The 13841-nt window shown below is 36.8% G+C and carries 6 protein-coding genes; 2 read left to right on the top strand and 4 right to left on the bottom strand.

The features are described 5' to 3' along the window. Positions 1-41: 41 nt before the first annotated feature. From VIX88_RS10865 to rpoB, 4 genes are all read right to left on the bottom strand, one after another. Positions 42-2198 carry a TonB-dependent receptor gene (locus VIX88_RS10865; RefSeq protein WP_064969647.1) on the bottom strand — a complete coding sequence of 719 codons (2157 nt, stop codon included), beginning with the start codon at positions 2196-2198 and terminating at the stop codon, positions 42-44. Positions 2199-2275: 77 nt separating this feature from the next. Beyond that, on the bottom strand, positions 2276-2584 hold the full coding sequence (locus tag VIX88_RS10860) for a DUF3467 domain-containing protein (protein ID WP_004916801.1): 309 nt from the start codon (positions 2582-2584) through the stop codon (positions 2276-2278). A gap of 84 nt (positions 2585-2668) precedes the next feature. Further along, the gene (gene rpoC, locus VIX88_RS10855) at positions 2669-6937 is read right to left on the bottom strand and encodes a DNA-directed RNA polymerase subunit beta' (RefSeq protein ID WP_222535156.1); all 4269 of its coding nucleotides are present in this window, start codon (positions 6935-6937) and stop codon (positions 2669-2671) included. Between the two features lie 82 nt (positions 6938-7019). Beyond that, positions 7020-10847, bottom strand: coding sequence for a DNA-directed RNA polymerase subunit beta (gene rpoB / locus VIX88_RS10850; RefSeq protein WP_038693483.1), 3828 nt, complete (start codon positions 10845-10847; stop codon positions 7020-7022). A gap of 813 nt (positions 10848-11660) precedes the next feature. Here rpoB and VIX88_RS10845 point away from each other — a divergent pair. Together VIX88_RS10845 and VIX88_RS10840 are read left to right on the top strand one after the other, a co-directional pair. Further along, the gene (locus VIX88_RS10845) at positions 11661-12044 is read left to right on the top strand and encodes an HU family DNA-binding protein (RefSeq protein ID WP_064970198.1); all 384 of its coding nucleotides are present in this window, start codon (positions 11661-11663) and stop codon (positions 12042-12044) included. A gap of 142 nt (positions 12045-12186) precedes the next feature. Next, the gene (locus VIX88_RS10840) at positions 12187-13770 is read left to right on the top strand and encodes a hypothetical protein (RefSeq protein ID WP_214193873.1); all 1584 of its coding nucleotides are present in this window, start codon (positions 12187-12189) and stop codon (positions 13768-13770) included. Positions 13771-13841: the final 71 nt, after the last annotated feature.

Raw genomic sequence — 13841 nt, 5'->3', positions numbered from 1 at the left:
TCCCTTCTAAAACGGTTCTAAAAATAATATGGAATATTCTACTAAAAGCTATACTTAATGGTAGTCCCTCCGAAGAAATAAGCTCTCGCAGGTCCTGGATTAACATCTGTAGTTACCCCAACAGGATAGCCATTACCTAAATCAGTGTCGCCTATCGCATTCCCTACAAATAGAAAGGCATAGTTGACTCTATTCGTTAAATTATTCCCTGCCACATAAGCGTCTAAACTCCATTTCCCAAACTCCTTTTTATAACCTATCTTGGCATTGTACTGATGAAAACCTTTTACATTGATTTCGTTGGCAAAATCAGTATAAACATCGCTTAAATAATTAAATGTATTTCTAACATAAAGTCCAAAACGCGTATCAAAATCCAACCCTAAAGAATATTTTACCGAAGGTATGCCTACCACCTTTTTACCTGAATAATCTTCTCCTAACATACTAAAAGACTGATATTTAAAATCATATTTAGAAAGATTAAAATACGGTAACACTTTATTTATAAAATTATTAGATGTATAAGAGTAGCCTAGACTCAACTCTAGTCCTCTATTGAACTGATTCCCTGTATTCCCCCAGTAAGAGTACATATCTCCAGCACCATCGCTAGCCCAAAGCTGTGTTAGCTTATCTTGAACTCTGATATCAAACAAGGATATTTGATAATCAAATTTCGTTTTTCCTAACAATCCGTGTACTGAAAAATCCCACATTTTAGCACGCTCTGCTTTGAGTAAATCATTAGTTTTTCCTGTAGCAGAAACAAATGCTGTGGAAGCTGTAGGTGCGTTATAACCCTCACTATAGCTTAAATTAAATAATTGATTTTTCCATTTTTTTTGTAACGCTATATGAGGCGTTAAAACCATAGAAAAATCTTTTTTGAAAGAGGTATCTTGTTTGTAACCATCTAATAAACCTGGATAAGCCAACAAATCTGTTCTATCATAACCTTGCTTATTACCACTCACACCCAAAAGAAGAGATAAGTCTAAAGGTTGATAGGTTAATCTATTGGTAAGAAATACCGAAAAATTATAATTATCATACTTAAAATAAGTACCTCTTTTAGATAATGGTCGAGTCTGTAAATCTGGTTTATCCAAACTGCCATCAAAACGATAATTAGAGATTAAAGCTCTAGAAATAAGATATTCTCCACCTGCTTCCATTTCATTTTTAAAATCTTCAGAAATAGGATAATTCCATTTTAGCTCAGACCTCACACCATAGCTTGGTTGTTGAGAGTTTTCTGCCGCTCCTGCAGCCGTTCGCTTAGTATCTAAATGATGATAAAATAATGAGGTATTATAGGTAACATTAGGATTGATTTTCCATTGATGTCCTATAATAGTTCTAGTGGCTATGAAATGGTTTGCTGCATTTTTTCTTGCATAGGCTGCATTGCCAGGGTCTTTACCATCATAATAATCTTGAAGAGAAATTTGTCCTGTAACGCCTTCATAGGAATTATTATGACTCGCATACACCATTAAACTATGGGCTTGAGCCAACTTAAAGTTTCCCATAAAAGCATAGTTATTTTTCCTAGTATTGCCTCTAGGACGGTAGCCATCACTCCCTATATGCCCATAGTTAAACATAATATTTGCGTTATCCGTTACAGTTTCTACCTTGGTATTAGACTGAAACAAACCAAACGAACCAAAAGCCAAAGACTCTGATAAATGAGTCCCTTTTTTAGTTTCTGGACGCATATAGAACCTCACGGCTCCACCTGTACCTCCACCATAAAGTGTAGAGGCAGGACCTTTAACGACTTCAATATTATTGATAAGAGAAAAATCTATATCTTCTAAAATAGTAACGCCGTCAGCATTGGTAATTGGAGCCGAATTGAGGTAGAACTTCACACCCCAGTTATTGAATTTCTGATCGTTACCATAACCTCTCAGAACAATTCTTTGTCCTCCAAACTGAGTTCTTTTTTCTACCTGAACACCAGCCATTGTTCCTAGTGATTGCTCTATAAAATGAGGATTATTCCTTTCCACCTCATAAGCGGATATAATCTCCGTAGATTGAGCTTGTTTAAAGAATTCCTTTCTTTCTTGTTTTACTTTTTGCCTTGCACTTATGACAACACTGTCTACAACCTTTTCTTTTTCTACATTCTGTGCAATAGCTTTTGTTACTAATAAAAAAGTGATAAAAACGGTTAATTTATTCATATCTCTATTTTTCAATCAAAAAAGTCTTACCTTTTTATTTGAGATAAGACTCTAATTATTTTAAAGGTAAATACTTATTACGCTTGAGGCGTATTATTCCCACCTAATACAAAAGGTTCAACCTCTTTAATTTCTCCAAACTGTTGCTCATAGTTAGCAATATTTTGCTGTAAAGCATTTAGAACTCTTTTAGCATGTAATGGTGCTAAAATTACCCTAGATCTTACTTTAGCTTGTTGAACACCTGGCATTAACTGAATGAAATCTAAAACAAACTCAGATGGAGAGTGGTTTACCAAAGCTAAGTTAGCATATACACCAGCTGCTACCATTTCGTTAAGTTCAATGTTAATGTTGTTTGGATCTTGGTTTTGATTGTTGTCCATAAAATTATTATTTAGTTATTATTTAGTTTGAAAGGTATAAAGATAACAAATATCTTCTACCTTTCAAACAATTTTTTCTTCAAATTAATTTAAATCTTCAAACTCTTTATTAGAACCTACGATAAAGTTCTGATAATCTTTAAGCCCCGTTCCTGCAGGAATTCTATGTCCTACAATTACATTTTCTTTAAGACCATTCAACTCATCTACTTTACCTGATACCGCTGCTTCGTTAAGTACCTTAGTAGTTTCTTGGAAAGATGCCGCAGACATAAATGACTTAGTTTGTAGAGCCGCTCTTGTGATACCTTGTAAAACAGGGTGTGCTGTAGCCGTAAGTGCTTCACGAACTTCTACCAGTTTTAAGTCTTCTCTCTTAAGCTTAGAGTTTTCGTCTCTTAATTCTCTCGCTGTAATCATCTGACCTGCTTTAAGCTCTTGAGAGTCTCCTGGATCGGTAACTACCTTCATACCAAACACTCTTTCGTTCTCTTCGATAAAGTCTTGCTTATGTTCTAGACTACCTTCTAAGAACTGAGTATCTCCACCATCTACAATCTCTACTTTCGTCATCATTTGGCGAACGATGATTTCAAAGTGCTTGTCATCAATCTTCACCCCTTGTAGACGGTATACCTCTTGGATTTCGTTTACCAAATATTCTTGTACCGCTGTAGGACCTTTAATTGCTAAAATATCATTAGGCGTTACTGAACCATCTGACAATGGAGAACCTGCTCTTACGAAGTCGTTTTCTTGAACTAAGATTTGGTTAGATAACTTCACCAAGTATTTCTTAATTTCTCCTGATTTAGACTCTACGATAAGCTCACGGTTACCTCTCTTGATTTTTCCGTAAGATACTACCCCGTCAATTTCTGTTACTACCGCAGGATTAGAAGGATTTCTAGCTTCGAAAAGTTCCGTTACTCTAGGAAGACCTCCCGTGATATCCCCTGCTTTTGCAGATTTTCTTGGGATTTTAATTAAAATCTTACCAGCTTTAATCTTCTCTCCATCATTTACCATTAAGTGAGCTCCCACAGGTAAGTTGTAAGATTTTTGCTCTACTCCTTTAGAATCTACCACTCTAAGGGTAGGTACCGCTTTTTTGTTTCTAGATTCAGAGATTACCTTTTCTTCAAAGCCTGTCTGTTCGTCAATTTCTAATTGGAAAGACACGCCTTTGATAATATCTTCGTACTCTACCTTACCAGAAGTTTCAGCAATGATTACCGCATTATACGGATCCCATCTTGCTATAAGGTCTCCTTTCTTCACTTTATCCCCTGGTTTTACAGAAAGTATTGAACCGTAAGGTAAGTTTGCTACCATTATAGGTGTTCTGCTAGCATTATCTGCTACCAAACGGAATTCGGTAGAACGAGACACCACGATTTCAGCTTGGTTTCCTTCTTCATCTTCAGAAGTTACCGTTCTAATTTCGTCCATTTCTACGATACCATCTCTCTTAGCTACGATAGATGGATTTTCGGAAACGTTACCCGCTGTTCCCCCTTGGTGGAAGGTTCTCAAGGTAAGCTGTGTACCAGGTTCCCCGATGGACTGTGCTGCAATAACACCCACAGCTTCTCCCATATGAATCATCTTACCTGTAGCTAAGTTTCTACCGTAACATTTAGCACAGATACCTCTCTTAGATTCACAAGTTAAAGGTGAACGAACCTCCACAGACTCTATACCAGCCTCTTCTATCTTCTTAGCTAATTCTTCATCTATAAGAACATCAGCTTCTACGATTAACTCGTCTGTTTCTGGGTCATATATATCATGTAAAGAAATTCTACCTAAAATTCTTTCAGATAATTTCTCTACTATTTCATCATTCTTTTTAAGTGGCGTTACTTCCACACCTCTTAGAGTACCACAATCGTCTTCAGTAATGATAACGTCTTGAGCTACATCTACCAACCTTCTCGTTAAGTAACCAGCATCCGCCGTTTTAAGCGCCGTATCCGCAAGACCTTTACGAGCACCGTGAGTAGAGATAAAGTACTCAAGGATAGAAAGCCCCTCTTTAAAGTTAGCTACAATAGGGTTTTCGATAATCTCTGCACCTACTGAACCTGCTTTTTGAGGTTTTGCCATTAGACCACGCATACCTGATAACTGACGAATCTGCTCTTTAGAACCCCTCGCACCAGAATCTAGCATCATATATACAGAATTGAAACCACCTTGGTCGGTCTTCATTCTCTGCATAATCATTTCGGTAAGGTTAGCGTTAGTATTTGTCCAAACATCAATTACTTGGTTATAACGCTCAGTATCAGTGATAAGACCCATATTATAGTTAGCCTTAATATCATCTACACTTTCTACCGCCGAAGCTATCATTTGTTTCTTCTCTTCTGGCACCACAATATCAGCTAAGCTGAACGATAGACCTCCTTTAAATGCGTTAGAGTATCCTAAGTCTTTCATTCTATCCAAGAACTGAACTGTAGTTGGGAAATCAGTTTCTGCTAAGATTCTACCAATTACATTTCTTAACGATTTTTTCGTTAAAAGTTCATTGATGAATCCTATTTGTTCAGGTACTATCTGATTGAATAAAATTCTACCAACAGTAGTTTCAATCAGTTTAGTTACTAATTCTCCGTTTTCATTCTTCACAGGAAGTTTACACTTAACTTTAGCATTAAGCGTTACTTGTCCTTCGTTGTAGGCAATTTCTACTTCCTCTGGAGAGTAGAAAGTTAAACCTTCTCCCTTCACTTTATAATCCTCCGTAGAATGAGCTTCTTTAGTCATAAAATAAAGCCCAAGTACCATGTCCTGAGAAGGTACCGTAATTGGAGAACCATTAGCAGGGTTCAAGATATTCTGAGAACCTAACATTAAAAGTTGAGCCTCTAAAATAGCTTCTGGACCTAAAGGTAAGTGTACCGCCATCTGGTCACCATCAAAGTCGGCATTGAATGCCGTAGTTACCAATGGGTGTAGTTGTATCGCTTTACCTTCAATCATTTTAGGTTGGAATGCCTGAATACCTAAACGGTGAAGTGTAGGGGCACGGTTAAGAAGTACTGGGTGACCTTTCATTACATTTTCTAGAATGTCATACACCACAGGTTCTTTTCTATCTATAATTCTTTTCGCAGATTTTACTGTTTTTACGATACCTCTTTCGATTAGTTTTCTGATGATGAACGGCTTATAAAGCTCTGCCGCCATATCTTTAGGGATACCACACTCGTGTAGTTGTAAAGTAGGACCTACCACAATTACCGAACGAGCAGAGTAGTCTACCCTTTTACCAAGTAAGTTCTGACGGAAACGCCCTTGCTTACCTTTTAATGAATCAGAAAGAGATTTTAATGGTCTGTTAGACTCAGATTTAACTGCAGAAGATTTTCTTGTATTATCAAATAAAGAATCTACCGCTTCTTGAAGCATACGCTTCTCGTTTCTTAAGATAACTTCAGGAGCTTTAATTTCTAGAAGTCTCTTAAGACGATTGTTTCTGATAATTACTCTTCTATAAAGGTCGTTAAGGTCTGATGTCGCAAAACGCCCACCATCTAGTGGCACTAATGGTCTTAACTCTGGTGGTATTACAGGAAGTACACGCATTACCATCCACTCTGGGCGGTTAATCATTCTCGTATTAGCATCTCTAAGAGCTTCTACTACTGATAATCTTTTTAGTGCTTCTGTTCTTCTTTGCTTAGATGTCTCGTTGTGTGCTTTGTGTCTTAAATCATAAGAAAGAGCATCTAAATCTATTCTCTTTAACAATTCTTCCACAGCCTCAGCTCCCATTTTAGCGATAAACTTATTAGGGTCAGAGTCATCTAAGTATTGATTTTCCGTAGGAAGTGTATCTAAAATATCTAAATATTCTTCCTCGGTTAAAAATTCCATTTCCTCGAAATCAGAACCGTCTAATCTTTTAGCGATACCTTGCTGAATTACCACATATCTTTCGTAGTAGATAATCATATCTAGTTTCTTAGATGGCAATCCTAGAAGATAACCTATCTTATTTGGTAAAGAACGGAAGTACCAAATATGAGCTACAGGAACTACCAAGTTGATGTGCCCTATACGCTCTCTACGCACTTTTTTCTCCGTTACTTCTACACCGCATCGGTCGCAGACAATGCCTTTATAACGAATACGCTTATATTTTCCACAAGCACACTCGTAATCCTTTACAGGACCGAATATTTTCTCACAGAAAAGCCCGTCTCTTTCAGGTTTGTGCGTTCTATAGTTAATGGTTTCTGGTTTTAATACTTCTCCTCTTGAATCTTGTAAAATAGACTCTGGTGAAGCTAAACCTATCGAGATTTTATTAAATCTACTTGTTTTATTTTTATTTGACATTTTGTTTCTTTTAAAGATTAAGAGAACCGAGAACCAAGAGAAGATGGTATTCTTTTATCTTGTATCTCATATCTCGTGTCTATTATTCCTCTAACCTTACATCTAATCCTAAACCTTGTAACTCATGAAGCAATACATTGAAGGATTCTGGAATACCCGGTTCTGGCATTGCCTCTCCTTTCGCAATAGCTTCGTAAGTTTTAGCTCTACCAATCACATCATCTGACTTCACTGTTAGGATTTCTCTCAAGATGTTAGACGCACCAAATGCTTCTAGTGCCCAAACCTCCATCTCTCCGAAACGCTGACCACCAAACTGAGCTTTACCTCCTAATGGCTGCTGCGTGATGAGAGAGTAAGGTCCAATAGAACGAGCATGCATCTTATCATCTACCATGTGACCAAGTTTCAACATATAAATCACACCTACAGTAGCTGGCTGAGTAAATCTCTCCCCTGTACCACCATCATACAGATAAGTGTTTCCGTAGATAGGTAGCCCTGCTTTTTCGGTGTACTCTGTAATTTGGTCTAGTTTAGCACCGTCAAAAATAGGCGTAGCGAACTTCAAGCCTAATTGCTTACCTGCCCAACCAAGTACCGTTTCGTAAATCTGACCGATGTTCATACGAGAAGGTACCCCTAGCGGGTTAAGTACGATGTCTACTGGCGTACCGTCTTCTAAGAAAGGCATATCTTCCTCACGAACGATTCTAGATACGATACCTTTGTTACCGTGACGTCCTGCCATCTTATCTCCTACATTTAACTTTCTCTTCTTAGCGATGTAAACTTTAGCCAACTTAATTATTCCTGAAGGAAGCTCGTCTCCGATTGAAATAGCGTATTTCTCACGGTTTTTAACTCCTTGTAAATCGTTGTACTTAATCTTATAGTTGTGAATTAATTGCTTAATTAACTCGTTTTTATCTGTATCTACTGTCCAGTCAGAACCACTTACATTTACATAATCTTCTACTGACTGAAGTAGTTTCATAGAGAACTTAGCACCTTTACCAATGATTTCTTCTCCTAAGTCGTTTTTAACTCCTTGAGATGTTTTACCATTAACAATAGTGTTTAATTTATCTAAAAGAACCGCTCTAAGCTCATTGAACTTAGTTTTATATTGGTTTTCTATTTCTTCTAGCTTGATTTTCTCTTCTGTTCTCTTCTTCTTATCCTTAATATTTCTAGAGAATAGCTTTTTGTCTATCACTACCCCTCTTAATGAAGAATCTGCCTTTAAAGAAGCGTCTTTTACATCTCCTGCTTTATCACCGAAGATAGCTCTTAATAACTTCTCTTCTGGAGTAGGGTCAGACTCTCCTTTAGGTGTGATTTTACCGATAAGAATATCACCAGGTTTTACCTCTGCTCCGATTCTTATCATACCGTTTTCATCTAGGTCTTTTGTAGCATCTTCAGAGATATTAGGAATATCTGCTGTAAGCTCCTCCATACCTAGTTTGGTATCTCTTACCTCTAAAGAATACTCATCTACGTGGATAGAAGTAAACCAGTCCTCACGAACTACTTTTTCGTTGATTACAATCGCATCCTCGAAGTTATACCCTTTCCAAGGCATGAACGCTACCACTAAGTTTCTACCTAATGCTAACTCTCCGTTTTCTGTTGCGTAACCATCACAAAGTACTTGTCCTTTTTCTACTGTATCTCCTACTCTTACAATAGGTTTAAGAGTAATAGTAGTAGATTGGTTGGTTTTTCTGAACTTAGTTAAATGATAGGTTTTAGTAGCTGATTCGAAGCTTACAATATCTTCATCTTCAGTTCTATCATATTTTATAACAATTCTCTCCGCATCTACATACTCTACAACACCAGTTCCTTCAGCATTGATTAAAATTCTAGAGTCTCTAGCCACTTGCTTTTCTAAACCTGTACCTACGATAGGTGCTTGAGGTTTTAATAATGGTACTGCCTGACGCATCATGTTAGATCCCATCAAGGCACGGTTAGCATCATCGTGTTCTAGGAAAGGAATAAGTGATGCCGAAATACCAGAAATCTGGTTAGGAGCTACATCTATTAAATCTACTTGCTCTGGTTCTACCACTGGGTAATCTCCATCTAAACGAGCAATAATTCTCTCTGTTTCAAACTTACCATCATCAGCAAGCTCTACGTTCGCTTGAGCAATAATTTTAGCTTCCTCATCTTCTGCGTTAAGATATATAGGTGCCGCATCTAAATCTACTTTACCATTTTCTACCTTACGATAAGGCGTTTCTATGAAACCTAAATTATTGATTTTAGCATAAATACCTAAAGAAGAAATCAAACCAATGTTCGGTCCTTCCGGCGTCTCAATTGGACAAATTCTTCCGTAGTGTGTATGGTGAACATCTCGAACCTCAAAACCTGCTCTTTCTCTAGAAAGACCACCAGGTCCTAAAGCTGATAATCTTCTCTTATGTGTAATCTCAGAAAGTGGATTGGTTTGATCCATAAACTGAGAAAGCTGGTTAGTTCCAAAGAACGAGTTAATTACCGATGTTAATGTTTTAGCGTTAACTAAATCTGTTGGACTAAACAATTCGTTATCACGAACATTCATTCTCTCACGGATTGTTCTTGCAATTCTAGAAAGACCTACTCCAAACTGACCTGCCAACTGCTCTCCTACCGTTCTAATTCTTCTGTTAGAAAGGTGGTCTATATCATCTACCTCTGCTTTAGAGTTAGCCAACTCTATTAAGTGTTTTACAATACTAATGATGTCCTCTTTAGTAAGTACCTCTACACTTTCGTCTACGCTAAGACCTAGCTTTTTGTTCAATCTGTAACGACCTACCTCTCCTAAAGAATATCTCTGCTCCGAGAAGAATAACTTTTCTATAATTCCTCTTGCAGTTTCTTCATCAGGTGGATCTGCGTTTCTCAACTGACGATAGATGTACTCTACCGCTTCTTTTTCTGAGTTGGTAGGGTCTTTTTGTAATGTATTTTGAATGATGGAGAACTCCTTAGTGTTTTCATTGTGGATTAAAATGGTTTTAACACCAGCCTCCAAAATCAAATCTAAATGTTCTTTTTCAAGAACGGTTTCTCTATCTAAGATAATTTCGTTTCTTTCTACAGAAACTACCTCACCTGTATCTTCATCTACGAAATCTTCAAACCAAGTATTAAGAACTCTAGCTGCTAAAGTTCTACCTTCTACTTTTTTAAGAGCCGCTTTAGACACTTTAACCTCTTCCGCCAAGTCGAATATCTGAAGAATTTCCTTATCAGACTCGTAACCGATAGCTCTAAGTAAAGTGGTTAATGGTAATTTTTTCTTACGGTCTATATAAGCGTACATTACGCTGTTGATATCCGTAGTAAATTCCATCCAAGACCCTTTAAATGGGATAATTCTAGAATAGTATAATTTAGTACCATTAGCGTGGTAAGTCTGCCCGAAGAATACCCCTGGAGATCTATGCAACTGTGTTACTACCACACGCTCTGCACCATTGATGATAAATGAACCACTAGGCGTCATATAAGGTACTGTACCTAGATATACATCTTGGATTACCGTTTGGAAATCATCGTACTCTGGGTCTGTACAGTATAATTTTAATCTTGCCTTTAATGGCACAGAATAAGTAAGCCCTCTCTCTACACACTCATCTATAGAATAGCGAGGAGAATCTACTAAGTAATCTAAAAACTCTAGTACAAACTGGTTTCTAGAATCTGTAATTGGGAAATTTTCTTGGAAGGTTTTGTAAAGTCCTTCGTTCACTCTCTGCTCCGGAAGTGTGTCTAGCTGAAAGAACTCCTTAAAGGATTGAATTTGGATATCCAAAAAGTCTGGCGTCTCCACTCTTCCTTTAGCCGACGAGAAATTAATTCTTTGATTTCCCTGAGCTTTTTGTGTCGTCTTTGATTTACTCATAAAACTTTTAGAAGATTGTTGGTTTAAAAATATTTTGTTACTCTTTTTAAAAATATCAGAAAGCTATTCAGGCATCATTTCCTAAAAAACTTTCTAACTGCAACTCCGGTATATCTTTTCACGGCGTAGTGCAAAATATTTTCAATTTTCTCATTAGATAGATAATACCTTGAAATACAACAGAACAAAACCCTAAATCCCTAAGGATAAGAGTTTTGTATTCTTATTTTATATTTCAGAAGTGTATATCACTCAAAATGAACTGCAAAGATATATTTTTTTATTAAACCTCACAAACCTTCTATCCTCTAAATTATCACCTTATAAAATTTGCATATCTAAAAAATAGCTTATACATTTGTCTCTTCTTTATGCAATACACTATCAACGACATACAAGAAAATGTGAAAAAGTTACAGAATTATTTGGCTGTTCCAAATAATTTCGTAAACACACACAGGTAGTTTCGTGGGTATGTGCTATATTATCTAGAAAATTATTTCAACCTTTATTGTTAATTATAAATAGAGTTCCACCAATTTTTATTGGGGGCTTTTTGTGTTTAGACCATTCCAATTTTAGCTTTCATCAATATCTACTAAAAGCACCATTGTTTTGTCTTAAAACATGGTCGTTCTTGTTGGGTGCTTTTAGTGTTCAGAAGAAGCGTTCTGCTCTTTCTGTTTTAGCCTTTCCTCTCGTTTTGTGTGTGTTTAGAGGGGAAAGGCGTTTTTTAAGGTTAGAAGTTAGATATGAGAGATTAGATTTTAGATAACCATTGAACATTAACAATTAACCATTAAATACTAGATTATGTCAATTAAGTACAAAACTATTCAGAAAGCCCAGCCAGGTGTGGCGGGTGGAGGCGACAAAAAATTCTATGCATCGCCTGTGTATCAAGGAGAGAAGACTCTAGAAGGTCTTACCAAAGACATCGAGAAGATTTCCACCGTAAGTGGAGCAGACATTAGAGCGGTGCTTTACGCCCTCGTAGATGTGATGCAAACCTCATTATCAGAAGGACGAATTGTAAGACTAGGCGAACTCGGCAGTATGAGAGTGAGCCTTAGCAGTGAGGGCAAAGCTAAGGAAGAGGAAGTAACTTCGGCAGCGATTAGAAACACAAAAGTACTATTTACCCCGGGGTCTGACCTTAAAAAGATGCTACAAACGCTGAAATTTGAGAAAGCCTAGCCACCCACAAAAAATTTCCTAGCTAGGAAATCTTAATTCCCTAGTTAGGAAATTCTAAACGCCACGCTAGGGAATTTTTAACCCAAAGAACAACAAAGAAAAAATTAAACAAAATCATTAACAATTTTTAAAATTAAATATTATGAAAACAACAGCTACAAAATTAAGTGTACTCGCCTTTTTAGGTTTAGGCTTAGCAGTTTATGGGCAAAGTGGTAAAGTAGGGGTTAATATCTCCTTACCTAGAGCTACTTTAGATGTTCAGCCCAATGCAACCAATAGCCAAGATAACGCCAAGACTAACGAAGGGATTTTAGCTCCCCAATTAAGTAAAACTCGTGTGGCAAGTATCGAAGCTCCTGTAGAAGGAACTCTAGTGTATGTAATAGATGACTCTACTAAGACCAATGGGGCTATAAGCAATTATACAGGTAATGATACCAAAGTAGCTAAAATCACAGAAAAGGGTTATTACTATTACAATGGTACAGAGTGGGTAAAGAGTACAGGAAACAATGATGATATTTGGCAAAAACAAAACAGCGGAAACATTAGACTTATAGATTCTGAGATTAAGGATATTGTACAATATACTCCTACTGGAAGCTACCAAAAATACCCTAAGACTCAATCTATATTTCAAGATTATAATAGTGTAACAAATCAAATACAGACTAAAAACATTTCAGAACTTAGTGGTAATTTCATATTTTTAAATTCTTCTTCCTCTCCTACATCTAATGATATTTATGGAGATATATCAGGCTGGGGGGAACATTACATATATAATGTTGATAAGATTGAAGGTAACACCGGAACTAATGGGAATTTCGTAGGACAAAATCACAGGCTTATCATTCCTACAGATACTTCTATCCCTGTAAGGCTTGTACGAACTGGTAGTTTTACCGCGGAGAAGCTAGATAATGGAAACACTCTTGAGTTAACCTCTATAGCTGCAAGAACTTTTGATGTAGGAGGAGAAAATACAAGAGACATTCGTGGAGCCGGCATTGCTACGAGCATTCAAAAACCAGCAGGTTCTATTAAAAATGCCTATGGAAGTTTATCTCTTTTTTCTACTCTAGAACAAAATATTGCCCCTATTGAGCAACTTATAGGAGTTTATTCAGTTAGAAGTCTTAAAGGGTCAGGTAATATAATTGATTCTTATGGCTTTTTTTCAAGAAGTGATACTTCAACTTATTCAGGAACAATAACTAATTCGTATGATTTTTATGCTACTGGAAATGTAAGAAATGCGACCAATCAGTATGGTATTTATATCAATGGTTCTGAAAAAACAAATTATATAGAAGGTAAAACAGGTATAGGCGTTACAGCTCCTACCGAAAAACTAGAAGTTGCAGGTAATGTAAAAGCCACGGGTTTTGTAGGTACTAATGCCGCTATCTTCCCAGACTATGTGTTCCAAAAGTATTATACAGGTACTTCTAGCCTAAAGGCAGATTATAGCTTTAAAACCCTAAGCCAAGTAGAAGATTTTGTAAAGACTAATGGACATTTGCCAGGGTATAAGTCCGCCGCAGAAATTAAAAAACAAGGTTATATAGACCTTATGGCTACCCAGCTCACCAATGTAGAGAAGATAGAAGAACTCTATTTACACAGCATAGAGCAAGACAAAGCCCTAAAAGCTAAAGATGCCGAAATTAAAGAACTCAAAGAAAGGTTATCTAAAATAGAAGCACTATTGTCTAAGTAATTTTTTTATCCCTCCAAATCTACTGGAGGGATTTTTTGTTGCTTCTCATAAAAGCTTTCTTAGATAGTAAA

It is taken from the genome of Riemerella anatipestifer, assembly GCF_035666175.1.
GTDB lineage: Bacteria > Bacteroidota > Bacteroidia > Flavobacteriales > Weeksellaceae > Riemerella > Riemerella anatipestifer_D.
This window is presented reverse-complemented; position numbering and strand designations above follow the sequence as displayed.